The organism is Bacillus sp. RB3 (assembly GCF_030164735.1).
GTDB classification, from domain to species: domain Bacteria; phylum Bacillota; class Bacilli; order Bacillales; family Bacillaceae_G; genus Bacillus_A; species Bacillus_A cereus.
In genome coordinates this window covers 248,948-272,993 of sequence record NZ_JASNGE010000004.1, presented here as the reverse complement: position 1 = coordinate 272,993, position 24,046 = coordinate 248,948, and the positions used below count along the sequence as shown (strand labels likewise).

Here is a 24,046-nt window from a genome sequence, read left to right as displayed (position 1 = left end):
GTACAATACCGGGCTCATACCCTAGAGGCTGCCTAATGAAACGACCTGTCTAACTTTCGGGGGTCACTTCAATTTCTGTTAATGACTTTTTTGTTTGCCTTTAAGCGGTTTTATGGTACTATAATTATAGTATCAGGTACTAATAACAAGTATAAGTATTTCTGGGAGGATATATCATGGAACTATTACAAGGGAAAACATTTGTTGTTATGGGCGTTGCGAACCAAAGAAGTATTGCATGGGGAATAGCTCGCTCTTTGCATAATGCAGGTGCAAAATTAATATTCACATATGCAGGAGAACGTTTAGAAAGAAACGTTCGTGAATTAGCGGACACATTAGAAGGACAAGAATCACTTGTATTACCTTGTGATGTAACGAATGATGAGGAACTTACAGCTTGCTTTGAAACAATTAAACAAGAAGTAGGTACTATTCACGGTGTAGCACATTGTATTGCTTTTGCAAATCGCGATGACTTAAAAGGTGAATTTGTAGATACTTCTCGCGATGGATTTTTACTTGCACAAAATATTAGCGCATTCTCTTTAACAGCTGTAGCAAGAGAAGCGAAGAAAGTAATGACAGAAGGCGGAAATATTTTAACATTAACATACCTTGGCGGCGAGCGCGTTGTGAAAAATTATAACGTTATGGGTGTTGCGAAAGCTTCATTAGAAGCGAGCGTGAAATATTTAGCGAACGATTTAGGTCAACACGGTATTCGTGTTAACGCTATTTCTGCAGGACCAATTCGTACGTTATCTGCAAAAGGTGTAGGCGATTTCAACTCAATCTTAAGAGAAATTGAGGAGCGCGCACCACTTCGTCGTACAACAACGCAAGAAGAAGTTGGCGATACAGCAGTATTCCTATTCAGTGATTTAGCACGCGGTGTAACAGGAGAAAACATTCATGTTGATTCAGGGTATCATATCCTAGGATAAATATAATATTAATTTTTAAAGGACAATCTCTAAATGCTGAGATTGTCCTTTTTATTTGTTCTTAGAAAGAACGATTTTTAACGAAAGTTCTTACCACGTGATGAATATAACTATAATAGTACACGATTTATTTAGCTACGTATGGAAGTGGGAGGGACGAGTGTGAAGAATAAAAATAAAAGTTCAACAGTTGGAAAACCGTTGTTATATATCACGCAAGTAAGTTTAGAACTTGCTGCACCGAAAATAAAAAGGATTATCCTGACAAACTTTGAAAATGAAGATCAAAAAGAGAAAAGTAATAGGCAGGAAAATATTGTAAGAAGTGCTGTGGAAGAGGTAATAGAACAAGAACAACAAGAAGAGCAGCAAGTGGAAGAAAAAATAGAAGAAGAAAAAGAAGAACACATAGAACAAGAAGAGCAAGAACCAGAACCAGTAAGAACTGTCCCGTATAATAAATCATTTAAGGATATGAATAATGATGAAAAAATTCATTTTTTACTAAACCGCCCTCATTACATTCCGAAAGTAAGATGCAGAATAAAAACAGCTACAGTCTCATATGTTGGATCGATCATATCGTATCGTCATGGCATTGTATCTATTATGCCGCAAAATAGTATGAGAGATATTAGGTTGTCTATAGATGATATCCAATCGATTAGTATGGCCGGTTTTTAAATATGTAAAGGTGGTAGAAAGCTTCTACCACCCCAATAGTTTTTTAGTTTACTTTACGATAGAAACGTCGCGTAAGCATTGAATCGCACAGAAACAGCTTAAATCAACAGTAATGCAAGTAGTTGTAGATATTAATCTTGCATTTGGTACAGCTAAAAACGTACAAATTGGATCGTCACCAGGTGGTACCGGAGTACCGTCACCTAATACTACAGTTAATACACGTAGCACAGCACAGCTATCATCATCTACACTTTCCACACGGAAAATTGGAGATCGGCAGCTAGTAAGGCTTGAAGATGGTGCAAATGCTTCAAAAGGTTCTCCAGTTTTTGTGTATAAAATAAAAGGGCGTGTATTTGCTACTGATGCAGTATTGTGTGCACCTAAAAATGGGATTTCACAACCAGATCCACATGTTGTTGTAGAACAATCTTGTAATTCATTGATGAATTTTACAACGTCAACTACACAATGAGAAGAGCCATGGTGTTTATTTTCGTTACAACTCATTAATGTCACTCCTTATCTTCTTGTTTGTATTTACATTAATAAGATATTGGAGTCGAGGAGATTTGGTCACAATCTCAAGACCTTTTTTTTTAAATAGGCGAAAGAGGATAAGGGTAGGTGGAATTATGCTGTTTACAAGCTGGCTTTTATTTTTTATTTTTGCGTTAGCTGCTTTTAGGCTCACTCGTTTAATTGTTTATGATAAAATTACAGCCTTTTTGCGAAGACCATTTATTGATGAATTAGAGATTACGGAGCCGGATGGAAGTGTATCAACGTTTACAAAAGTGAAAGGTAATGGATTAAGAAAGTGGATTGGCGAATTATTAAGCTGTTATTGGTGTACAGGTGTATGGGTTAGTGCTTTTTTATTAGTCTTATATAATTGGATCCCTATCGTTGCGGAACCGTTACTTGCATTATTAGCTATTGCAGGAGCGGCAGCAATCATTGAAACAATTACAGGATATTTTATGGGAGAATAATATATTTTCATAATACGAGAAAAAGCGGAGTTTAAAAGAATGAGGGAACGGAAATAAAGAGTTGTTCATATAGTAAATAGACAGAATTGACAGTAGAGGAGATGTTTGCTGTGAGCAATAATCTAAGGCAGAATTCATATGACCTGCAGCAGTGGTATCATATACAGCAACAACACCAAGCACAACAACAGGCATATCAAGAACAATTACAACAACAAGGATTTGTGAAGAAAAAGGGATGCAATTGCGGGAAAAAGAAGAACACAATAAAACAATATGAAGAATGAAACACTCATGCTACTGTGAGTGTTTTTTATTATATATAAAAAGCGGTATTTCTGTATAAGAAATACCGCTTTTTACTAGCTAATTTGTGCAACTGTTAATGCTGCAGCACGAATGTCTACAGTTCCAATTAACTGAACTGGCACAATTTGAATTAAGTCACCAGGATTTAAGTTAATAAGAATAACACCGCTGGATACGTCTACTTCACCAGTACCAATAACGTTAGAACGAACTGCTGTACCTGATCCAGGAATAATGTTAGCTGGTGTATTTAATGATAAGAAGAAACGACCAGCTTCTGGTGCAGTAGGTACGTTATCAAGACTAATTGTTAATGTATAACTAATTTGATAAATACCAGCTCGTAGAATTCGAATGCCATCTCCGACACTTACTGTATCATTTATTACAGGAACAGTAATATTTGGGTTTGGACTTACGCTAGGTAATAATAGTGGTGTAAATAGTGAAGCAAACTGAGGTGCAGACGCGTTGAAAGCAAAACCAAAGGCAGGTAGTGTACTAGCTGGCTTCGCCTCACAATCGATTTTAGTAAATTCGCAATCAGAAGAGAACATGTTTTTCACTCCTTTATCTGTTTCTACTTTCAGTTAATGAAAAGGACAGGTTCTATGTTCTAGACAAGTTCCCAATTTTAAGAAATTTACATAAGAATACTCTTTAAGCATGGATTGGGTGGCAGAATATTCTGCCACCCAATCCATGCTTAACTCATTATTTAGTTTTAAATAGAAACATCACGTAAGCATTGAATAGCGCAGAAGCAACTTAAATCAACAGTAATGCAAGTGGAGGTTGATATTAGTCTTGCATTTGGTACAGCTAAAAACGTACAGATTGGGTCGTCACCAGGTGGTACAGCGGTACCATCACCTAAAACTACAGTTAATACACGCAATACAGCACAGTCATCATCATCTATACTTTCTACGCGGAAAATAGGAGATCGGCAGCTAGTAAGGCTTGAAGATGGTGCAAATGCTTCAAAAGGTTCTCCAGTTTTTGTGTATAAAATAAAAGGACGTGTATTCGCTACTGATGCATTGTTATGTGCACCTAAAAATGGAACTTCGCAACCAGATCCACATGTTGTCGTTGCACATTCTTGTAGTTCATGTATAAAACGAACGACATTCGATACACAGTTGAAATCACACTCATGTTGATGATCTTCATTACAATTGCAGCTCATTATGTTCACTCCTTCTCGTGAGTTCTGACATACACTATTACAATATGAGTGGGATATGGCTGATATTACGTTAATTCTCACGATAAAAACAAGGAATTTATATAGGAGGGATGTACATAACGTGATATAAAAAAAGACATCCTTATTTAGTGGATGTCTTTTCAGGTAAATCTTTTCGCACAGTATATAAAAAACGAGATATATCTAATTTCTTTCCTCTGAAAAATTGCGGAGAAGAAATGTAAAGTTCTTCTTTCGCACGTGTAATGGCAACATAAAGTAATCGGCGTTCTTCTTCTAACGCTTCAGAAGTTTCCGTAACACGATCATTTGCATCTTTTAAAGAAGAAGTATGAGGCAGGATTCCATCACTCGCTCCAAGTAAAAAGACACATGGAAATTCAAGGCCTTTTGCGTTATGAATTGACATAAGTGAAACGGCATCTTTTTGCGGCATTGTTTTTAATGCTTCCATTTCTTTTTGACCTTGAATCGCCTCGTCGATAAATTGTAAATAAGCTGGAATATCGGTGAAACGAGTTGCAGACTCCATTAATTCTTCCAACATTTCTTCTTGTATGTCTTTATGCATTGTAAAGGAAGAACGATCGTTACTTTGTAAGTACTCTAAATATTTTCCTTTACCATGAATGATTTCTTTTAATGCTTTTTTCGGTTCTAATTCTTTAATAAACTTAATAAAATCGATGCGCTCATTTACCTTTTTCACTTGAAAAGGTTTTAAGCTTGGATTTAATAGTAAGAAATGAAGAAGAGAAGGGAAGCGCCCCTCACCATATTTCCATTGTTCACGTTCAATAAATGAAATACAATCATCACGTCCGATATACATCGTCGGCAATATGTTTGAAAGTGATTCTAGTCGAAACGGCTCAATCACGAGTCTTAAATGATCTAATACAGGCTTAATTAAAGAATGTTCATAAAATGATTGGCTCGCTCCGTGTTTAATAAACGGGATTTTATGAATGGTAAGCTGATCAAGTAACGAACGACTTACAGAATGTGTGCGATACAGTAAACAAAAATCTTTAAAGTTACGTTCACCACTCTCTACTTTTTCTTGAATAAGCTGCAAAATTTGATTTGCTTCATCAAGAGTCGTAGCAGGTCTTGCATAAAAAGGTTGTACACCTTCCTCACGAACAGAGTATAGCTCTTTATCAAAACGTTCTTGATTTAATTTTATAACTTCATTTCCAAGCCCGACGATAAAGGGATTGGATCGATAATTCGTATTTAGTGCAATGATTGTTGTGTTATCAAATTCTTTGGGAAAAGATAAAATAATTTGGTGACTTGCTCCTCGCCAGCCGTATATCGCCTGGTCGTCATCACCTGCGATAAATAAATTATTTCTTGGCGTGGCTAACAATTTTACGATTTCATATTGTGCATACGATGTATCTTGAAACTCATCTACTTCAATGTAGTGAAAACGTTGTTGTAATTGAGTTAGTAAAGGAGCATTATTTTCTAACATATAATATGTTTCCAATAAGATGTCATCGAAATCAATATAATTGTATCTTTGTTTTACCTCTTCAAAACGTTCGTATACTTCTTTAAATTCTTGTTCGACTGGTGTTTTCGCTTTTACATCTTTCGGACGATTTAATTTGTTTTTCTCAAGTGAAATCATCGCGAGCATCGTTTCAGCATCATAATCGTCTTTTAAACGCAATTCTTTTAAGATTTTCTTTATCATAATTTGTTTATGTTTTTCATTTGCTAAAATTTGCTGATTATACCCTTGGCTACGAAGCAATTTTAAGAAAACAGAGTGGAATGTACCAGCAACTACGTAGCTACTTGCTGCATGATTCATGCCTGGTAACTTCGCAACACGACTTCGTATTTCTTCAGCTGCTTTTTGTGTAAATGTAAGTAATAAAATATTTCGTGGATGAACTTGTTTTACATTTACTAAATAACCAACGCGAGTTGTTAAAACAGATGTTTTCCCGCTTCCGGCACCAGCTAGTGTAAGAACAGGACCTTCTGTTGTGCGCACGGCTTCTAATTGTTTTTCGTTTAAAAAAACATTTTGTTGTTCAAGAGCGCGGAAATAAGCCGCATCTACATCTTCTTCCATAATTAAATGGGTAGATGTTTTCGGAATATGATATGTCGCACGCGGAATATCAGCGTGTGTTAACGATTTTTGTGAAAATTTTTCTTGTGTCATATGTTCACCTTCAAAACTATAGCATCAACATTTAACTTTAGCGGAAGAAAAAGAAAATAGCAATGTAAAAAAACAGGAGGGATCACCTCCTGCTTTCAAATTACAATTCTTTTATCATTACGACGTGCGGGATATTCGCTTCCATAAATACATCAGAACTTGTTACATATCCAAGTTTTTTATAGAAATCTTCGGCATGTGTTTGAGCGTGAAGTTTCAATTTCGGTAGCGAATTTTCTTTTGCATACGCTTCAAGAGAATCCATAACAATTTTTCCAATCCCTTTTTTGCGATGGGAATTTAGCACGCAAATGCGTTCCATTTTTCCTATACCATCAAGGGTGCGAAAACGTCCAGCACCAACTGGAACATCATTGTCATATATAACAACGTGTGTTGAAGTTTCTTCAAACTCATCGTACTCTTCTTCAGCAGAGACACGTTGTTCATTTACAAACACTTGTTTACGTACAGAGAATGCATCTCTTAGTTGTTCGTCCGTTTGTACAATCTGTGCGTGCAAATTAGTTGTTCCCCTTTCCAAGACGGAATGTTTCGTGTACAGTCCATGTTCCATTTTCTAATTGATATAGAAGATGGAAACGATCAATTGGTTGTTCGTAATAGAAATCTTTCATACGTAATCGGCCCAACACATCAGCATGCTCTGCATCTGATAAGCCTTGTCCGATTGTTAAATGAGGTACGAAAGCATATTCGCGTTCTTGCGTGAATAACCCGCTATGCATTTCTTCATTTAAGAAAGTAAGTTCAGGTGTTTTTTCTACTTTAAAGTAAAGGACGTTATTAACAGGTGCGAATGAACCAACTTTCCCAACATGAAGGGTGAAAGGGTTCGTTTTACTTGCGATTGTATGTAACTCGTTTACAATCGACTCTAATTGTTCATCTTGCGCCTCAAAGGGTGTTTTCAATGTAATATGTGGCGGAACTAATGCGTAGTGCGGGTCATAACGTTTACGCAATCCGTTCGCTTTATCTTGAATCATTTTAGATGGAAAAATTACAATGCCTAATTTCATGTTCCAATTCCTCCCTTTGTAAGTCTAGTTAGATTTTGAGATAAATAAATCTCTTTATCTATTATATCAAATTATTCTGAATACTGCTCTCTATTATTTCATTGATAGAATATGAGAGAAGGCTTTCGGTAAATCAGTCTGCCAATATTTCCAAGTATGATTGCCTTCAAATTCCTCATAATGCGTGATGAAGTTTCTATCTGTAAGAAGCGTATTTAACTCACGGTTCGGCCCTACGAAATCAGATACTTGTCCATCAGTACGCTTTACAGCCGTTTCTTCTGTACCGATGACGTGATACAGTTCTAACGCCTGTGGATCTTTGAATTCTTTTGCTAAGTTCATCACTGTCTCATCCACAAATGGTGATTGCATAACGACTTTACCGAATGTATGCGGATACATAAGTGCAGTCATAAAGGAAACTGTTCCGCCAAGAGAATCACCAATTAAAACACGACCTTTTCCCATTTGGTACGTTGGATAATTTTCATCAATATATGGTGCAAGTTCATGAGCAAGGAAACGAATATATGCAGCATTTTTTACTTCATTTGGGAAATATTTTTCTTTACGATCATGTACATTTTTATATGGAATACCGACAATAATTGTACGGTCAATTTCTTCGGTTTCACGAAGGCGCTCAATTACACGGTGCGCTTTACCAAGCTGAAAATAATCTCTACCATCTTGTGCAATTACAACTGTATGTTTGTGCAGTGGTGTGTAATTTACTGGTAAATAAACGAGAAGTGTAACATCTTCTTGAAGTGATGCGCTATAAAATGAAATTTCTTCAATTCTCCCTATTGTTTGACTCATGTAGATCCCCCTAAATAAAAATTTACTGTAACGATTGTAAGAGCGACGCTTGTAGTGAAAAGGAAAGAAATATTCACTAATTGGTGCCTTAATTTCTATTTTACCATAATGGTACGAAGAATCTAAAAAATTAGTATTTAAGTTGCGAAAGAAAACGGATATAATGAAGTGGGATTTTTGACAGGTGAGAGGGGAGACAGGATTTGAAACAAGAAAAATCAATCGCACTACCATTAGCAATTTCTATAATTGCCATTTCCTTTGCAGCAGTTTTTGTAAAGATGTCCTCAGCACCATCTTCAATATTAAGTATGTACCGCTTATGGATTATCGTACTTATTATGCTGCCTATCGTATGGAAAAAAAGAGAGGAATTTAATAGGATTCAAATGAAAGATTGGGGCTTTTTAATTGGATCTGGTTTCTTTTTAGCACTGCATTTTCTTTTATGGTTTGAATCTTTAAAGCATACAACAGTTGCTAGTTCAACAATTATTTTGGCACTTCAACCAATCGTATCTTTAGTTGGAGGTTTTTTTCTATTTAAAGAAAGAACAACATATTCAGCCATTGCAACGATGGGAATCGCTATTTTAGGAGTAATGTGCATTGGTTGGGGAGATTTAGGTTTAAGTAAGCAAGCAATTTATGGTGACATATTATCCTTTCTAAGTGTAATAGCGGTTGTCGGTTATTTATTTATCGGGCAAACGACAGTGAAGAAAGTATCGCACTGGATTTATAGCTTTACAGTCTTTGCGTTCGCAGGTCTTTTTATGGGGATTTATAATGTTATATTACAAGTACCCTTTACAGGTTATACGAAGTGGGATTGGACTGTTTTTCTTTTACTTGCGGTTGTGCCGACAGTGTCACATGTAATTAATAACTGGCTATTAAATTATGTAAATGCAACGACAATTTCAATGAGTATTTTAGGAGAACCTGTTGGAGCATCTATACTTGCGTTCTTCTTACTTGGAGAAAAATTAAATGCAATGCAAATGATCGGTAGCATGCTCGTATTGTTTGGTGTATCTGTTTTCTTAATGCAGCAACAAAAGCGAACAGCAAAAAATGTCGTAAACGAGCCAGTGTATACACAGGAATTATAGTGTTAGGGGAGAAAAGAGAAGTTATGATACTTCTCTTTTTGTTTTATAGAAATGTGGGCGTAGAAGGGGGAGGAAAATGGAAGAGATATTAAAGAAGTATATGAATAGATTTACAACACTAAGTGAAGAAGAGCAGCAAATGATCCTCAGGGAATTACAAATTGAAGAATATAAAAAAGGAACAGTGCTCCTAAGACAAGGAAATGTTCCGTTAAAATGTTATTTTGTATTAAAAGGATGCGTTAGGCAACATAGTATAGATGAAGCAGGGAAAGAAGTTACATCAAATTTTTATACAGAAGAACAGGCAATTTCGAATTTCAACCATCATAAACAAGATAAATCTTCATCATATACGTTAACGTGTTTAGAAGATTGTACTGTAGTTGTTGGTGATCTACATAGTAAAAAGGACATGTATAATAAGTATTCACAATTAGAAGAAATGACGCGTAAAATGATCGAGTACAATTTCGGTGAAGTACAAGATGAACTTGCTGTATTTATCTCATCGACACCAGAAGAGCGATATAAAACATTGTTACGAAAACGCCCGTATTTAATTCATCGCGTTCCACAATATCAGCTAGCAAGCTATCTTGGCATGACACCAGAATCATTAAGTAGAATTAAGAAACGGCTTAATTAGAGTGTTTACCACCTTTCAATAGTAGCCATATCGCAAGTCCTAATTCACCTGCAATCATAGGTAATTGGAATAGTGATTGTATGAGTGAAATCATTGTATCGTATTGTGTAAACATTGTATTCATGACGTGAATTAGCATATAACCGGTAGCAGCAATGAACAGCAGTATACTAATAAACTTTGGTATCTGTTTAGAGAGAAAAGCTACATAGCCTAAAACGAAAAGATGCAATCCAAAAATGATCAATCCTATAGACCAAATGTATTCGAATGCACTGAGAAACAACATTGTATATGTTTCTGGATTTGCAATTGTATTTTTTGAAAGCAATAATGCCAATATTAGATTGAATATAGCAATCCCAAGTATAGCTGTATACATAAGACGAAGCAAAGCGGCTAGTAATGAGAGGCTAGTATGAATTGGTTTTAGAAAGAAATAAAGAGCCCACGCAGCGACAATATCAGTGATAAAAATGATAATCCACCCAAAAACTTCTGCTTTGAAAAGTGAATTTGAAGTTTGGATATTATGGAATGTTGTACTCGCATCTCCTTGTATAACGAGGTTTCCATGAACAAAACCGTAAGAGAAAAATGCAATGAATGCCATAACAAGAAGAGATGTGCTAGCAAATAAGGCGTACTTTCGTTCAGTCATAATATGTCCTCCTTTTCTAATATTGTTTTCATTGTAATAGGGAAGAGGAGGAGATTCATTGACTTAAATCAAGACGGGGAAAGTTTAGTAGAATTTCCATCAAAAAAAATGTATGGTTATATCCAATTTTTTATTAACCTTGTAAAAAGTAAAAACTAAAATATTGAAATCAAGTAAAAGAGTGGCTACGAAGCCACTCTTTTACTTTGGATTTGTCATATAAGGTTGTACATGAATGACACATAGGTCACGAAATTTGCCTTCAGCAGTTGTGACAATTACGACTGCTTTACCTGCACTTTTTCCAGTAATCGTCACGGTGTCACCTTTTGGATATATGGTGATGATATCAGAATTCATATTTGACCAAATAAGCTCTTTATTCGTTGCTTGTATTGGTAAAATGGAAGCTGATAACACAATGTTTTGTCCCGTTTTTATTTTTAATTTATGTTTTTCCATATGAACACCGATGACTGAAATAACAGAAGGAGCAATTGAAATTTTAGGCGGGTTAGGTTGCATGTTTAAACAAGACGCAGAAGTATTTGTGATAGGTGAAAATTTTCGTGTTTGTTGTTGCTGGAAAGCTGCTAACATGTTGGAGTCCCCTTTCTGTATAAGTGCTGATACTCATACTATAAAGGAGTAGTGTTATGTTAAATTTAACGAAACATAAAGAATTTGTTAAATTTGATAAAAAGATTGTCGAACTGTAAAAAATCTCTGCTGTTATGATAACAGCAGAGATTTTTTTATAAATTATGACGATGTTGTTTTTCGAAATCCTCAAATTGCTCTTTAACTTCTTTTGAAGGTTGTGTTAGTAAACTAACAATTACGATTACTAGTAAACTAATAGTAAAACCAGGAATCATTTCATATAAGAATTCTTTTAAGAATTTGAATTGAGTCCAAATAATGACTGTAGCGGCACCAGAAATCATACCAGCAAGTGCGCCCCACTTCGTCATGCGTTTCCAATATAAGCTTAATAAAATAGCAGGTCCGAATGAAGAACCAAATCCAGCCCAAGCGTACCCAACAAGAGCTAAAATCGTATCATTTTGTTTAAACGCTAATGCGCACCCAACTAAGGCAATAACAAGTACAGCCATACGACCGACAAATACAAGTTCTTTATCAGAAGCAGAACGTTTAAAGAATGTACGATATAAATCTTCTGTTATAGCGCTAGAAGTAACGAGTAATTGAGATGAAATTGTACTCATAATCGCTGCTAAAATAGCTGCTAATAAAAATCCAGTAATAAGTGGATGGAATAAAATTTTTCCGAGTTCAAGGAAAATTGTTTCTGGGTTAGATAATGTTAACTCTTGTTGTGAGTAGTAAGCAATACCGATAAGGCCAGTAAACATAGCTCCGACAACAGAGAAAATCATCCAGCTCATACCAATTCTTCGTGCGCTTTTAATTTCTTTTACAGAGGAAATCGCCATAAAGCGTACGATAATATGAGGTTGTCCAACATAACCAAGGCCCCATGCAAATAAAGAAATAATCCCTAAAGTAGAGGCACCTTTAAAAATATCTAAACGTGTTGGATCTACAGAACGAATTGTATCAAATGCAGGTCCCAGTCCGTTCGAATTCATAATTGTTACGATAGGAACAAGAATAAGAGCAACTACCATAATGATTCCTTGCACGAAGTCTGTCCAACTCACTGCTAAGAAACCACCAAATAATGTGTAAGCGACAACAACACCAGCTACAATGAATAATCCAACGTGGTAGTTCATACCAAATGAATTTTCAAATAATACAGCGCCTGAAACTAATCCTGAAGCTACATAGAAAGTAAAGAAAATCATAATAACAAGTCCAGATACTAAACGTAGCATATGAGATTTGTCGTGGAAACGGTGTTCCAAAAATTCTGGAATAGTAATAGAGTTATTTGCAATTTCTGAGTAGGTACGTAAGCGAGGAGCAACATAAAGCCAGTTTGCGTATGCGCCTAGTGTTAGGCCGATCGCAATCCAACTACTACTTAATCCAACGCTAAACATTGCACCTGGTAATCCCATTAAAAGCCAACCACTCATATCGGATGCTCCAGCACTTAATGCCGTTACTGCGGGGCCTAGTGTACGCCCGCCAAGCATATAATCTGTTAAGTTGGACGTTCGTTTATAGGCGAAATAGCCGATTACTAACATCCCGAGCATGTAAATAGAGATTGAAGTTAAAGTTAACATCTGCGTACTCATGAAGTTCCCCTTCCTTTTGTCATGTCTTTTGATGCGTTATGCATATTTATCCCGCATAAACGGGCAGTAAAACTCCCACCTTAAAATTGGCTGGGCAAGGAAGTTAGGTGGGAGAGCAACTGCCCGTAAATGCCCGATTGATTTAACTAATAATCAGTGGGATGAACAAACCCCTACTGATTAAAGTTTCACTTTATAATCTATCATGATTATTCTGAAAAATCCATATAGAAATACGAATTTTCAGAAATGTAAGCGTTTTTTGATGTCATTTTACTTTTTTAATATATAATATTCATACAAAAAACCTTATTTTTAATAGAGTATTTATTATATTTACATAAAAAGAGGTTGTTTTGTCAATATAATATTGAAAGGAAAGAAAAATAAAATTTTTGAAAAAGTATTGACTTGTGAAAAAAGTCAGGTCTATAATGAGTGCAACTTAAAAAAATGCAAGCGTTGATGAAGAAGAGTACACATGATGAACATGTCAGAGAGCTGATGGTTGGTGCGAATCAGTATGGAATTGATGTGGAATGGGCTTCGGAGCTTCCAAACCGAAACGAAAGAAGTAGGCTTTGGCGACATGATCTCATCGATACAAGAGACACGTATTGTTTTTGATACGGTAAAGTGCGTTACATTTGTAACGAATTAAGGTGGCACCACGGGAGTACCCGTCCTTTCTATAGGATGAGTACTCCCTTTTTGTGTATAAAAAATTAAATAAATGAAATCGTTTAAGTAAGAAGAGTACGTATATTGGAGACGTTACAGAGAGCCGGGAATAGGTGGGAGCCCGGTACGGTGCCATATACGGAATGGGCTTACGAGAGGTATGCTGAACAATTATTTTCAGTAGGCAACCCGGGTTCCGCCGTTACAAGGATAAGGTATAAATTTTGTACCTGAACAAAGCGGGATGCTTTTGCATCCAACACGAGGTGGTACCGCGGTATATTTATCGTCCTCTACATATTTTCGATATGTAGAGGGCTTTTTTATTTTTCAGGGCGAGGTGAAGGACATGATGACGAAAGAAGAATTTATAAAACAAAAAAGAGAGAGAAAGACATTTTTAGTAATCACTGAAGAAGAAGGAGATAGCATTACGCCAATTTCTTTATATAGACGTATGAAAGGGAAGAAGAAATTCTTATTAGAAAGTTCACAGCTTCATCAAGATAAAGGACGTTATTCTTACTTGGGATGTAATCCTTATGGAGAAGTGAAAAGCGTTGGTACGGAAGTGGAACGAACGATTTTCGGTCAAACAGAAAAGGTGCAAGGTAATGTACTACAAGTGTTAGAAGAAGTAATTGCACCATCACAAGTAGACAGTCCATTTCCATTTTGCGGAGGAGCAGTTGGTTATATTGGATATGATGTCATTCGGCAGTATGAAAACATTGGAGCGGATTTACACGACCCATTAAATATTCCAGAAGTACACCTTTTACTATATCGTGAGTTTATCGTTTACGATCATTTACGCCAAAAGTTGTCGTTTGTATATGTATGCAGGGAAGATGATTCAGCAGATTACGAAGAAGTATATGAAAGGTTGCAAATATACAAAGAGGAAGTGCTACAGGGAGAAGAAGCTGAAGTAACTGAAATAAGATCAACATTATCATTCACTTCTTCTATAACGGAAAAAGAATTTTGCGCGATGGTAGAAACGGCGAAAGAACACATTCGAGCAGGGGACATATTTCAAGTTGTATTATCTCAGCGTTTGCAAAGTGAATGTATTGGAGATCCATTTGCATTATATCGAAAACTTCGAATTGCCAATCCATCACCATATATGTTCTATATCGATTTTCAAGATTATGTTGTACTCGGTTCTTCACCAGAAAGTTTACTATCAGTAAGGGAGGATAAAGTGATGACGAATCCAATTGCTGGTACGAGACCAAGAGGGAAAACGAAGAGGAAAGATGAGGAAATCGCAAAAGAACTGTTAGGCAATGAGAAAGAGCGAGCAGAGCATATGATGCTTGTAGATCTTGGGCGAAACGATATTGGTAGAGTGAGCGAAATCGGCTCGGTTACGATAGATAAATATATGAAAGTAGAAAAATACTCTCACGTTATGCACATTGTATCTGAAGTTTACGGAACATTGCGAAAACAAATGGGCGGATTTGATGCGTTAGCGTATTGCTTACCAGCAGGGACGGTTTCTGGAGCTCCGAAAATTAGAGCGATGGAAATTATAAATGAACTAGAGAATGAAAAAAGAAATGTATACGCTGGTGCAGTTGGATACGTTAGTTTTTCAGGAAATCTTGATATGGCGCTCGCCATTCGAACGATGGTTGTAAAGGATGAAAAAGCATACGTTCAGGCAGGAGCAGGAGTCGTTTACGATTCAGATCCAGTAGCTGAATATGAAGAAACATTAAATAAAGCGAGAGCGCTTTTGGAGGTAATGAAATGATTGTACTTATTGATAATTACGATTCGTTCACATATAACTTGTATCAACTGTTAGGCGAACATGAAGAAGAAATTGTAGTTGTAAGAAATGATGAAATAACGATAGAACAGTTAGAAGAGATGAATCCAAGAGGAATTGTACTTTCACCAGGACCAGGAAAACCAGAGGATGCTGGCATTTGTATCGACGTCATCCGTCATTTTTATAAGAACGTTCCCATATTAGGGATTTGTCTTGGCCACCAAGCGATCATATCTGCATTTGGAGGAGACATTGTTAGAGCAGAGCGTATTAAACACGGAAAAACATCGCGTGTGAAACATAACGGAACGTCAATCTTTTCATATGTTACACAGCCCCTAACGGCGATGCGCTATCATTCCCTTGTTGCAGAGCAAACGAGCTTGCCAAAGTGCTTTGACATATTAGCGACAGCGATGGACGACGGAGAAATAATGGCAGTCCGTCACAATTATTATCCGCTCTTCGGATTACAGTTTCATCCGGAATCAATCGCAACAGAAGAAGGCGGAAAGTTAATCCGTGCCTTTTTAACAGAAGTAAAAGAGGAGGAAAAAGTATGAACAACTATCTTCGTAAATTAGTGGAGGGTCAACATTTAACAGAAGAGGAAATGTATAAAGCAGGACTACTTTTATTAAGTGAAAACATATTAGAAAGTGAAATTGCAGCTTTCTTAGTCTTACTGAAAGCGAAAGGTGAAACTGCAGAAGAAATATACGGTCTCGTTCGAGCTCTCCGCGAAAAGGCATTGCCGTTTTCGAACCATATACAAGGAGCAATGGACAATTGCGGGACGGGTGGTGATGGTGCTCAAACGTTTAATATTAGCACAACATCAGCATTCGTACTGGCAGGAGCAGGTGTAAAGGTTGCAAAACATGGTAATCGTGCTGTTTCTAGTAAAACAGGAAGTGCAGACTTATTAGAAGAACTAGGTGTAAATATTAGTAGTACGCCAAACGAAATTGATTATTTACTAGAGCATGTAGGTATTGCATTTTTATTTGCACCAGCGATGCATCCAGCACTAAGGCGCATTATGAAAATAAGAAAAGAGTTAAACGTGCCGACGATCTTTAACTTAATTGGCCCTTTAACAAATCCAGTGAATTTAGAAACACAATTTGTCGGTATTTATAAACGAGATATGTTATTACCAGTTGCACAAGTATTACAAAAGTTAGGCCGGAAACAAGCGCTTGTCGTAAATGGAAGTGGTTTTTTAGATGAAGCGTCATTACAAGGGGAAAATCACGTAGTCCTTTTAAAAGATAATGAAATAGTAGAAAAGAGTATTAATCCAGAAAAGTATGGTTTTTCAAGAGTGAAAAATGAAGAAATTAGAGGGGGGAATTCAAAAGAAAATGCAAAGATTACGCTTGAAGTATTGAGCGGAGAAAAGAGTGTTTATCGTGATACAGTTTTATTAAATGCAGGTCTAGCTCTTTTCGCAAATGGAAAAACGGAAACGATTGAAGAAGGAATTAAACTCGCGGCACATAGCATTGACTCTGGAAAAGCATTAGCCAAATTAAACTTATTAATTGTAGCAAGCAACGAAAAATTAGAAAGGGTGAACTAAAGTGGGGACGATTTTAGATAAAATTGTAGAACAGAAGAAAAAGGAAGTTGCGGAGTTATATGAAATATATACACCAGTAAAAACAAAAAGAAAGACACATTCACTTGTAGAAGCGTTACAGCAGTTTACTGTCATTGCAGAAGTAAAGCGAGCATCACCATCAAAAGGAGATATCAATTTACACGTTGACGTACGAAAACAAGTGGGAACATATGAGAAATGTGGTGCAGGAGCAGTATCTGTTTTAACAGATGGTCAATTTTTTAAAGGATCGTTTCACGATTTACAAACAGCAAGAGAAGAAAGTAACATTCCGCTTTTATGTAAAGATTTCATAATCGATAAGATTCAAATCGATAGAGCGTATGAAGCGGGAGCAGATATTATTTTACTAATCGTAGCAGCGTTAACGAAAGAGAAGTTAAAAGAGTTGTATAGCTACGTGTTAGAAAAAGGATTGGAAGCGATTGTTGAAGTTCATGATGAACAGGAATTAGAAACTGCGATTGTATTAAATCCGCACGTTATTGGCATTAATAATCGTAATTTAAAAACGTTCGAAGTAGATTTAAGCCAAACTGAAAAGCTTGGAAAAAGATTGAATGAGGAGAAATTACTTTGGATTAGTGAAAGTGGCATTCATTCAAAAGAAGATATTATTCGTGTTAAAAGAGCTGGAGCCAAAGGTGTATTAGTTGGAGAGGCGCTTATGACATCATCTTCTATTAGTAGTTTTTTTGAAGATTGTAAGGTGAATATATGAAAGTAAAAATTTGCGGCATCACTGATGTGGAAACAGCGAAAAGTGCGTGTGAATATGGCGCAGATGCACTCGGATTTGTTTTTGCGGAAAGTAAACGGAAAATCACTCCAAAGAGAGCGAAAGAAATCATTCAGGAGCTTCCAGCCAACGTGTTAAAAATCGGTGTTTTCGTAAATGAATCAGTAGAAGTGATCCAGAAAATTGCAGATGAGTGTGGGTTAACACATGTACAACTACATGGAGATGAAGATAATTATCAAATTAGAAGATTGAATATTCCGTCTATAAAATCACTAGGAGTAACTTCAGAAAGTGATATGAAAAATGCTCAAACATATGAAACGGATTATATATTGTTTGATAGCCCGAAAGAAAAGTTTCACGGAGGAAATGGGAAGAAATTTTCATGGGAACTACTTGTGCATATGCCAGAAGAGTTGCGAGAGAAAACGATATTAGCTGGTGGATTAAACGCTCTTAATATAGAAGAAGCGATTCGAACTGTTCGGCCTTATATGGTCGATGTGAGCAGCGGAGTAGAGACAGAAGGAAAGAAAGATGTAGAGAAAATAAAACAATTTATTATAAAAGCGAAGGAGTGTTCCAAATGAACTACGCATATCCAGATGAAAAAGGACATTACGGTATATACGGAGGACGATACGTTCCAGAAACGTTAATGCAATCTGTACTAGAACTAGAAGAAGCATATAAAGAAGCGATGCAAGATGAGGCATTTCAAAAGGAATTAAATCATTATTTAAAAACGTACGTCGGAAGAGAAACACCGCTTTATTTCGCTGAAAATCTGACGAAGTATTGCGGAGGTGCAAAGATTTATTTAAAACGTGAAGATTTGAATCATACAGGAGCTCATAAAATTAACAATACAATCGGTCAGGCACTACTTGCAGTGCGAATGGGCAAGAAAAAAGTTGTCGCTGAAACAGGAGCTGGACAACACGGAGTTGCAACAGCTACTGTATGTGCTCTTCTCGGATTAGAATGCGTCATTTTTATGGGAGAAGAAGATGTAAGACGTCAAAAATTAAATGTGTTCCGAATGGAATTACTCGGAGCGAAAGTAGAAAGTGTAGCGGCAGGTAGTGGTACATTAAAAGATGCGGTAAACGAGGCGCTTCGTTACTGGGTTTCACATGTGCATGATACGCACTACATTATGGGATCTGTTCTCGGACCACATCCATTCCCGCAAATTGTACGTGATTTCCAAAGTGTAATTGGAAATGAAACGAAAAAACAATATGAGGCGTTAGAAGGAAAGTTACCAGAAGCAGTCGTTGCTTGTATTGGAGGTGGTAGTAATGCAATGGGGATGTTTTATCCGTTCGTACACGATGAAGAAGTTGCTCTTTACGGCGTAGAAGCAGCTGGAAAAGGCGTTCATACAGAAAAGCATGCAGCAACTTTAACGAAAGGAAGCGTCGGTGTTTTACATGGATCAATGATGTATCTTCTGCAAAACGAAGAAGGACAAATTCAAGAAGCACACTCTATTTCAGCAGGACTTGATTATCCAGGTGTTGGTCCAGAACATAGCTTGCTAAAAGATATTGGCCGCGTTTCTTATCATTCGATAACAGACGAAGAAGCATTAGAAGCATTTCAATTATTAACGAAAAAAGAAGGCATTATCCCGGCGCTAGAAAGTTCACATGCTGTCGCATATGCATTAAAATTAGCTCCGAAAATGAAGGAAGATGAAGGACTTGTTATTTGTTTATCTGGCCGTGGTGATAAAGATGTAGAGAGTATAAAACGTTATATGGAAGAGGTGTAAAAAATGGGAGTAGAAAAAATTAAAGCAGCGTTTGAAAATGGCAAGAAAGCATTTATTCCGTACGTAATGGGCGGAGATGGCGGCTTTGAAAAATTAAAAGAAAGAATTCGTTTTTTAGATGAAGCAGGAGCGAGCATCGTTGAAATCGGCATTCCTTTTTCGGATCCAGTCGCAGACGGTCCAACGATTCAAAGAGCAGGGAAACGAGCGCTAGATAGCGGTGTAACAGTAAAAGGTATTTTTCAAGCATTAATAGAGGTAAGGAAAGAAGTGCAAATTCCGTTTGTACTCATGACATATTTAAATCCAGTACTTGCATTCGGAAAAGAACGATTCATCGAAAACTGTATAGAAGCAGGGGTAGACGGCATCATCGTTCCAGACCTACCATATGAAGAACAAGACATTATTGCACCGCTCCTTCGAGAGGCAAACGTTGCGCTAATTCCACTCGTTGCCATCACGAGCCCAATTGAGCGAATCGAAAAAATTACGAGTGAATCAAAAGGATTTGTTTACGCAGTTACAGTAGCGGGCGTAACAGGAGTACGTCAAAACTTTAAAGGTGAGATTCATAGTTACTTAGAAAAAGTAAAATCACATACGCATTTACCGGTAGTGGCAGGGTTCGGTATTTCAACAAAAGAACATGTAGAAGAAATGGTTACAATATGCGACGGAGTTGTCGTTGGAAGTAAGATCATTGAGCTTTTAGAAAATGAAAAGCAAGAAGAAATATGTGAATTAATATATGCAACAAAACAAAAAGAAGAGGCGTAGTCTCTTCTTTTTGTTTTGCGTAATAAATGTTAAAATATACAGAAAATACATATAATTTAGAGGGTGAGAAGGCATGCTAAGACGTAAACTACTATATCTATTCTTAACTGTACCGCTATACGCTTGGCTCATTAGCATGACGAAAATAGAGTTAATGGCTCTATTTTTAGGGTATGTATTCATCTTTTCCAACTTAAATCGCATTCAAGAACAGTCTATTTTAGAAATATGTCTATTTTCGATTAGTATAGAATTATTTAGTATCGTTTCGATTGTATTATTAAACGAATTATTTCTACGGATTCATTCATTTACATTAATGAAATTTTGGAATATTATATTGCAAGCAATATGTACTTACATTGTGTTTGTTGTGTTGAAAGAAATAGTCGGAAAGCAGACAGTTTTTCAGGATAATAGAAAATGGGAGTGAATGAAAAGGAGCCGTTTGGTTCCTTTTTTGAATCTGTTGTAAAAATAATTGAAAATTATAGTATCTGTTATATAATAGTTAAAAATTGTATTTTAAACGAAATGAGATGATAACATGGCCATATTGTTGGCACTTATCCCAATTATGATGATTTTCATTTGTTTATTTTTATTTAAACAAACGTCATTAAGGTCCTCGTTAATTTCTTATGCTGTGTCTGTTGGAATCGTTTTACTCTCGCCAATGTTTCAATTAGGGATAAGTGAAACTGTGCACGCAACGATTAAAGGATGGTTAATTTGTTTTATTGTCGGGTACGTTTTATTTTTCGGTATTTTTTTATTTCACCTCATGAACAAAATGGGGTACATCGACCAAGTAGCACGTTTTCTAGAAGCAGTTACTCAGGATCGTTTATTACAAATGCTGCTTATGTGTTTTGGCATTTGCCCGCTTATTGAATCAGTAAGTGGATTCGGTATTGGCTTTATGGTTGCAGCACCTATTTTTCTTTCATTAGGTTATAAACCGTTCCAAGCTGTACTGCTCTCGTTTATCGGCTTACTAGCTAGTTCATGGGGGGCAATGGCAACTGGTACGATTATCGGTTCGCAGCTTATCAATATGCCTCTTACAACACTTGGTACCAATACAGCGCTATTAAGTATCCCGATGTTTGCTTATTTCGTCATTCTTTCTTTACATGTTGTTGGTGGCAGGCAGGCTGTTATTGAAAAGTGGAAAGAAGGATTCGGTTTCTTTCTATTATTTTCTCTCGGAATCTATCTTTCTAACGCATACGTTAGTGTTGAGCTAGCAGGTATATTAAGTTCCATCGTTACCATTACATTTGGCTTTCTTATCATTAAAGTAAAAGGAAAAAGTGAGCAAAATCTTATAACAGAACATGCTGCGGCAACGGAAAGAGAAGTATCTATTCTAAAAATTATTAGCCCTTATATATTTCTAACAGTTTGTATTTTACTTTCTCGCCTCGTTCCTGCATTACATGACTTGTTCAGATCATATGCAGTCCTTGATTTAAAATCATACTCTTACAAATTAGAAATGCTGTATTCACCAGGATTTTGGCTCGGTATGACTTGCTTATTTACTATTATTTTCTTCCGGATACCATCTCATATTATTAAACAATCACTCTCGCAAACGATAAAACAATGGATTCCATTTGCGATTACGACGACAATGTTTATCGCCATTTCAGAACTAATGGGTGCATCTGGCATGCATTTATTACTTGCAAAAACCGCTGGTGAAACGTTTGGAAATTTTTTCGTTTTCGTTGCTCCGTTTATTGGCGCTATTGGTGGATTTTTAACAGGTAGTAACGCAGGATCAAATGCAATGTTTATAAAACTACAAATGCAAACCGCACAAAACGTAGCACTCCCGTGGCAATATGTCACAACACTTCAAAACACTGCATCATCAGTAGCGACAATCGCTTGTCCATCACGGATTACACTAGGTGCTTACTTATGCAATATTCCTTACCGTGAAAATGAACTATTAAAGAAGACGACGTTAATGATCTTTGGTGCGGTTTTGCTTGTAGTGGTAGAAGTTATTGTTTGGTATATGTTGAGAAATTAAAAATCCTCCTAACATAGGAGGATTTTTTTTATGAGTGGATAATGATTTAAATATGAATAGCTTCTACTAAATGAATAGGAGATGAAATGTATGCCCCTAAAAAACTACGGTGTGTTAAAAGGTACAGTTATACAATCAAAGATTGGAAAAGGGAAAACACCTCATTATCAAGTTCATTTACAGGGCGAGACAGGAGTAAATTATCGTATTGCAATTAACGTAAAATCGCAAAGCTATCCGTCAGAAGTTTTATATTTTGCGAGTAACAATATTAAGTCAGAGGCGATTCATATTTTACCGACATTACCATTCGGTTTTACAGAAATAAAAAACAATGAACCGAAAGTAGCTTTAGATTATGTAAGAGGAAATCTATTTGACTCAAATCAAATGATTCCTTTGCCTCCCGAAAAAGCAGGAGCAGATAATGATTTAAATGAAAAAATAGAACGTTATATAAAACGAGCAATAGAAGAAAAAGCAATTATTTACGCGTTTGGTGAAAGATGGGGACCAGAAGAAAATACACCAGATTCCTATTTTCATTTCAAACCAGGAAACGGTATACATGATATTCATATGAATCAAGGGAATGTAGAAAAATGGCAAGGTGATGATGGCATATGGCAAGACGGAGGAATACTCATTCACTTTGAAAAGGAAGAAGAATGGATTGGTATCTTTCTTGCATTCCAATCACAGTCATGGTGTACCGATGAAGAAGGGCATGCTCGTGTGCCTGTTGAGCATTGTGATTATAAGGGGAATAATTAATAAGAAGAGGGCGTTCAAAAAGAACGCCCTCTTCTTATTTTATAAAACGAAAAACTAACGAGTGTAGAAAGACAAGAGAACAGCAGTGCCACACTAGAAAACGCAATGAGATACATATTATATTTCATAACCTGTCCAATTAGCTGATTACTGTCGTATTGAAACAGTCCTGCTATTATGTTGAATAAAAATAACACGATAAACATGACGATAACACCGTCTATTGATCCTTTAATATCTGGTTTACTTAAAGCGATATGTGCGGAAATGCAAATGGCGATAAATAAAAATAACCAAAAGGAAGGATTCAATAAATTGCCGATTGTAAATAAGCTTTTCAATAATACAAACGTCGACAAGAGCATGTTTTGAATCATTTCTACATTAATAGAAGTAGAAGCAATCGTTTTTTCGAGAGTTGTATTAAATAAAAAATATGATTCTGGTACGAAATAGCGCATTAAAAGGATTAATGCAGTAATACCAGAAATAATAGGCCCAATGCCGATGAAGAAATTCCCAATCCGTTGATACACACTTTTTTGATTGTATTGATGTTGTACGTAACCTAAAGCCCCTTGACTTGTATCTGTCGGGAAGAACTGCGTTGCTACAATCTTATGACGGAACAGCACGCACATAATGGCATGTCCAAGTTCGTGAATAGGAACACCGATCCAAGCCGTTAATAGGAATCCTTTTCGTCCAAAAGCTCTCGACCAATACATCCGTGTGAGAGATTCTAAATAGCCTAATAGAAATCCAATTACAATGATAACGCCAATTAAAGATAATAATTGGATTACGCTTGTAAGGAGTATTTGAAAAATTGAGTTTACCAATTCCATTGCCAGTCATCCAATCTGTTAAAAATATTATTTATTCTGTTTCATAATAGCATTTTTTTTCAAGATTACTAGCACATATATTTTCTTTCGGAAGAAGGATTTCAGAATCTTT

At 36.3% G+C, this 24,046-nt stretch carries 27 protein-coding genes and 2 other annotated features; of the genes, 16 read left to right on the top strand and 11 right to left on the bottom strand.

The window, feature by feature from the left end:
• Positions 1-176 precede the first annotated feature (176 nt).
• Both fabI and QO049_RS08930 read left to right on the top strand, forming a co-directional pair.
• Positions 177-947, top strand: a complete 771-nt coding sequence (gene fabI / locus QO049_RS08935; RefSeq protein WP_000421886.1) for an enoyl-ACP reductase FabI — start codon at positions 177-179, stop codon at positions 945-947.
• Between the two features lie 141 nt (positions 948-1,088).
• Positions 1,089-1,631 carry a spore coat CotO family protein gene (locus QO049_RS08930; RefSeq protein ID WP_002196304.1) on the top strand — a complete coding sequence of 181 codons (543 nt, stop codon included), beginning with the start codon at positions 1,089-1,091 and terminating at the stop codon, positions 1,629-1,631.
• A gap of 48 nt (positions 1,632-1,679) precedes the next feature.
• On the opposite strand, the gene exsY is transcribed toward QO049_RS08930, so the two are convergent.
• On the bottom strand, positions 1,680-2,144 hold the full coding sequence (gene exsY, locus QO049_RS08925; protein WP_001277743.1) for an exosporium assembly protein ExsY: 465 nt from the start codon (positions 2,142-2,144) through the stop codon (positions 1,680-1,682).
• Positions 2,145-2,269: 125 nt separating this feature from the next.
• On the opposite strand from exsY, the gene QO049_RS08920 reads away from it, so the two are divergent.
• Together QO049_RS08920 and QO049_RS08915 are read left to right on the top strand one after the other, a co-directional pair.
• Positions 2,270-2,629, top strand: coding sequence for a DUF1360 domain-containing protein (locus QO049_RS08920; RefSeq protein ID WP_000899664.1), 360 nt, complete (start codon positions 2,270-2,272; stop codon positions 2,627-2,629).
• 101 nt (positions 2,630-2,730) lie between these two features.
• Complete coding sequence (locus QO049_RS08915; protein ID WP_021727509.1) at positions 2,731-2,916, top strand: hypothetical protein; 186 nt, start codon at positions 2,731-2,733, stop codon at positions 2,914-2,916.
• A 75-nt stretch (positions 2,917-2,991) separates the two neighbouring features.
• Here the strand turns inward: QO049_RS08915 and exsF are convergent, their stop codons facing one another.
• From exsF to QO049_RS08885, 6 genes are all read right to left on the bottom strand, one after another.
• Entirely contained in the window at positions 2,992-3,495 is a 504-nt protein-coding gene (gene exsF, locus QO049_RS08910) for an exosporium protein ExsF (RefSeq protein WP_000492943.1), read from the bottom strand.
• Between the two features lie 167 nt (positions 3,496-3,662).
• A complete protein-coding gene (cotY, locus tag QO049_RS08905) occupies positions 3,663-4,130 on the bottom strand; it encodes a spore coat protein CotY (RefSeq protein WP_001277719.1) in 468 nt (155 codons plus the stop codon).
• A 142-nt stretch (positions 4,131-4,272) separates the two neighbouring features.
• Positions 4,273-6,339: an ATP-dependent helicase gene (locus QO049_RS08900; RefSeq protein ID WP_000191204.1), complete on the bottom strand. Its 2,067-nt coding sequence runs from the start codon at positions 6,337-6,339 to the stop codon at positions 4,273-4,275.
• A 100-nt stretch (positions 6,340-6,439) separates the two neighbouring features.
• Positions 6,440-6,862, bottom strand: coding sequence for a GNAT family N-acetyltransferase (locus QO049_RS08895; RefSeq protein ID WP_000543307.1), 423 nt, complete (start codon positions 6,860-6,862; stop codon positions 6,440-6,442).
• Position 6,863: 1 nt separating this feature from the next.
• The gene (locus QO049_RS08890) at positions 6,864-7,382 is read right to left on the bottom strand and encodes a YjcG family protein (RefSeq protein WP_000765863.1); all 519 of its coding nucleotides are present in this window, start codon (positions 7,380-7,382) and stop codon (positions 6,864-6,866) included.
• A 93-nt stretch (positions 7,383-7,475) separates the two neighbouring features.
• Complete coding sequence (locus QO049_RS08885; protein ID WP_000084013.1) at positions 7,476-8,207, bottom strand: alpha/beta hydrolase; 732 nt, start codon at positions 8,205-8,207, stop codon at positions 7,476-7,478.
• Positions 8,208-8,410: 203 nt separating this feature from the next.
• Here QO049_RS08885 and QO049_RS08880 point away from each other — a divergent pair, with 203 nt between their 5' ends.
• On the top strand, positions 8,411-9,322 hold the full coding sequence (locus QO049_RS08880) for a DMT family transporter (protein WP_000806941.1): 912 nt from the start codon (positions 8,411-8,413) through the stop codon (positions 9,320-9,322).
• A gap of 76 nt (positions 9,323-9,398) precedes the next feature.
• Positions 9,399-9,971 (top strand): Crp/Fnr family transcriptional regulator, encoded by a 573-nt coding sequence (locus QO049_RS08875; RefSeq protein WP_246962333.1) that lies wholly within the window; start codon positions 9,399-9,401, stop codon positions 9,969-9,971.
• On the opposite strand, the gene QO049_RS08870 is transcribed toward QO049_RS08875, so the two are convergent.
• The 3 genes from QO049_RS08870 to putP form a co-directional block, all read right to left on the bottom strand.
• The gene (locus tag QO049_RS08870) at positions 9,964-10,632 is read right to left on the bottom strand and encodes a DUF4386 domain-containing protein (protein ID WP_246962335.1); all 669 of its coding nucleotides are present in this window, start codon (positions 10,630-10,632) and stop codon (positions 9,964-9,966) included. The genes QO049_RS08875 and QO049_RS08870 overlap by 8 nt on opposite strands.
• A 201-nt stretch (positions 10,633-10,833) precedes the next feature.
• Positions 10,834-11,232, bottom strand: a complete 399-nt coding sequence (locus QO049_RS08865) for an Ig-like domain-containing protein (RefSeq protein ID WP_000878734.1) — start codon at positions 11,230-11,232, stop codon at positions 10,834-10,836.
• A gap of 155 nt (positions 11,233-11,387) precedes the next feature.
• Entirely contained in the window at positions 11,388-12,866 is a 1,479-nt protein-coding gene (gene putP / locus QO049_RS08860; RefSeq protein ID WP_000107205.1) for a sodium/proline symporter PutP, read from the bottom strand.
• Positions 12,867-13,319: 453 nt separating this feature from the next.
• Positions 13,320-13,557: a binding site (T-box leader), on the top strand.
• 42 nt (positions 13,558-13,599) lie between these two features.
• Positions 13,600-13,844 (top strand) — a binding site (T-box leader).
• Positions 13,845-13,896: 52 nt separating this feature from the next.
• Here putP and trpE point away from each other — a divergent pair.
• The 10 genes from trpE to QO049_RS08810 all read left to right on the top strand — a co-directional run bounded on the left by trpE (position 13,897) and on the right by QO049_RS08810 (position 23,086).
• Positions 13,897-15,315, top strand: coding sequence for an anthranilate synthase component I (gene trpE, locus QO049_RS08855; RefSeq protein WP_246962337.1), 1,419 nt, complete (start codon positions 13,897-13,899; stop codon positions 15,313-15,315).
• Entirely contained in the window at positions 15,312-15,899 is a 588-nt protein-coding gene (locus QO049_RS08850; protein ID WP_246962339.1) for an aminodeoxychorismate/anthranilate synthase component II, read from the top strand. Before trpE ends, QO049_RS08850 begins: the two co-directional genes overlap by 4 nt.
• Entirely contained in the window at positions 15,896-16,921 is a 1,026-nt protein-coding gene (gene trpD / locus QO049_RS08845; RefSeq protein WP_001067361.1) for an anthranilate phosphoribosyltransferase, read from the top strand. The genes QO049_RS08850 and trpD overlap by 4 nt, the downstream gene beginning before the upstream one ends.
• A 1-nt stretch (position 16,922) precedes the next feature.
• Positions 16,923-17,684 (top strand): indole-3-glycerol phosphate synthase TrpC, encoded by a 762-nt coding sequence (gene trpC, locus QO049_RS08840; protein ID WP_000536699.1) that lies wholly within the window; start codon positions 16,923-16,925, stop codon positions 17,682-17,684.
• Positions 17,681-18,295, top strand: a complete 615-nt coding sequence (locus QO049_RS08835; protein ID WP_000865146.1) for a phosphoribosylanthranilate isomerase — start codon at positions 17,681-17,683, stop codon at positions 18,293-18,295. The genes trpC and QO049_RS08835 overlap by 4 nt, the downstream gene beginning before the upstream one ends.
• Positions 18,292-19,485: a tryptophan synthase subunit beta gene (gene trpB / locus QO049_RS08830; protein WP_001105015.1), complete on the top strand. Its 1,194-nt coding sequence runs from the start codon at positions 18,292-18,294 to the stop codon at positions 19,483-19,485. The genes QO049_RS08835 and trpB overlap by 4 nt, the downstream gene beginning before the upstream one ends.
• Before the next feature lie 3 nt (positions 19,486-19,488).
• Positions 19,489-20,265, top strand: coding sequence for a tryptophan synthase subunit alpha (gene trpA / locus QO049_RS08825; protein WP_098877286.1), 777 nt, complete (start codon positions 19,489-19,491; stop codon positions 20,263-20,265).
• 73 nt (positions 20,266-20,338) lie between these two features.
• Positions 20,339-20,698, top strand: a complete 360-nt coding sequence (locus QO049_RS08820; RefSeq protein WP_000946131.1) for a DUF4029 domain-containing protein — start codon at positions 20,339-20,341, stop codon at positions 20,696-20,698.
• A gap of 114 nt (positions 20,699-20,812) precedes the next feature.
• Positions 20,813-22,312 (top strand): L-lactate permease, encoded by a 1,500-nt coding sequence (locus QO049_RS08815; protein ID WP_246962341.1) that lies wholly within the window; start codon positions 20,813-20,815, stop codon positions 22,310-22,312.
• A 90-nt stretch (positions 22,313-22,402) separates the two neighbouring features.
• The gene (locus tag QO049_RS08810; protein ID WP_001128613.1) at positions 22,403-23,086 is read left to right on the top strand and encodes a DUF2278 family protein; all 684 of its coding nucleotides are present in this window, start codon (positions 22,403-22,405) and stop codon (positions 23,084-23,086) included.
• Between the two features lie 14 nt (positions 23,087-23,100).
• On the opposite strand, the gene QO049_RS08805 is transcribed toward QO049_RS08810, so the two are convergent.
• Positions 23,101-23,934, bottom strand: a complete 834-nt coding sequence (locus QO049_RS08805; protein WP_000424530.1) for a hypothetical protein — start codon at positions 23,932-23,934, stop codon at positions 23,101-23,103.
• Positions 23,935-24,046: the final 112 nt, after the last annotated feature.

Coding starts and splice junctions, on each gene's coding strand:
- fabI (WP_000421886.1), top strand. CDS start 177: ATGGAACTATTACAAGGGAAAACATTTGTTGTTATGGGCGTTGCGAAC.
- QO049_RS08930 (WP_002196304.1), top strand. CDS start 1,089: ATGGAAGTGGGAGGGACGAGTGTGAAGAATAAAAATAAAAGTTCAACA.
- exsY (WP_001277743.1), bottom strand. CDS start 2,144: ATGAGTTGTAACGAAAATAAACACCATGGCTCTTCTCATTGTGTAGTT.
- QO049_RS08920 (WP_000899664.1), top strand. CDS start 2,270: ATGCTGTTTACAAGCTGGCTTTTATTTTTTATTTTTGCGTTAGCTGCT.
- QO049_RS08915 (WP_021727509.1), top strand. CDS start 2,731: ATGTTTGCTGTGAGCAATAATCTAAGGCAGAATTCATATGACCTGCAG.
- exsF (WP_000492943.1), bottom strand. CDS start 3,495: ATGTTCTCTTCTGATTGCGAATTTACTAAAATCGATTGTGAGGCGAAG.
- cotY (WP_001277719.1), bottom strand. CDS start 4,130: ATGAGCTGCAATTGTAATGAAGATCATCAACATGAGTGTGATTTCAAC.
- QO049_RS08900 (WP_000191204.1), bottom strand. CDS start 6,339: ATGACACAAGAAAAATTTTCACAAAAATCGTTAACACACGCTGATATT.
- QO049_RS08890 (WP_000765863.1), bottom strand. CDS start 7,382: ATGAAATTAGGCATTGTAATTTTTCCATCTAAAATGATTCAAGATAAA.
- QO049_RS08885 (WP_000084013.1), bottom strand. CDS start 8,207: ATGAGTCAAACAATAGGGAGAATTGAAGAAATTTCATTTTATAGCGCA.
- QO049_RS08875 (WP_246962333.1), top strand. CDS start 9,399: ATGGAAGAGATATTAAAGAAGTATATGAATAGATTTACAACACTAAGT.
- QO049_RS08870 (WP_246962335.1), bottom strand. CDS start 10,632: ATGACTGAACGAAAGTACGCCTTATTTGCTAGCACATCTCTTCTTGTT.
- QO049_RS08865 (WP_000878734.1), bottom strand. CDS start 11,232: ATGTTAGCAGCTTTCCAGCAACAACAAACACGAAAATTTTCACCTATC.
- putP (WP_000107205.1), bottom strand. CDS start 12,866: ATGAGTACGCAGATGTTAACTTTAACTTCAATCTCTATTTACATGCTC.
- trpE (WP_246962337.1), top strand. CDS start 13,897: ATGATGACGAAAGAAGAATTTATAAAACAAAAAAGAGAGAGAAAGACA.
- QO049_RS08850 (WP_246962339.1), top strand. CDS start 15,312: ATGATTGTACTTATTGATAATTACGATTCGTTCACATATAACTTGTAT.
- trpD (WP_001067361.1), top strand. CDS start 15,896: ATGAACAACTATCTTCGTAAATTAGTGGAGGGTCAACATTTAACAGAA.
- QO049_RS08835 (WP_000865146.1), top strand. CDS start 17,681: ATGAAAGTAAAAATTTGCGGCATCACTGATGTGGAAACAGCGAAAAGT.
- trpB (WP_001105015.1), top strand. CDS start 18,292: ATGAACTACGCATATCCAGATGAAAAAGGACATTACGGTATATACGGA.
- trpA (WP_098877286.1), top strand. CDS start 19,489: ATGGGAGTAGAAAAAATTAAAGCAGCGTTTGAAAATGGCAAGAAAGCA.
- QO049_RS08820 (WP_000946131.1), top strand. CDS start 20,339: ATGCTAAGACGTAAACTACTATATCTATTCTTAACTGTACCGCTATAC.
- QO049_RS08815 (WP_246962341.1), top strand. CDS start 20,813: ATGGCCATATTGTTGGCACTTATCCCAATTATGATGATTTTCATTTGT.
- QO049_RS08810 (WP_001128613.1), top strand. CDS start 22,403: ATGCCCCTAAAAAACTACGGTGTGTTAAAAGGTACAGTTATACAATCA.
- QO049_RS08805 (WP_000424530.1), bottom strand. CDS start 23,934: ATGGAATTGGTAAACTCAATTTTTCAAATACTCCTTACAAGCGTAATC.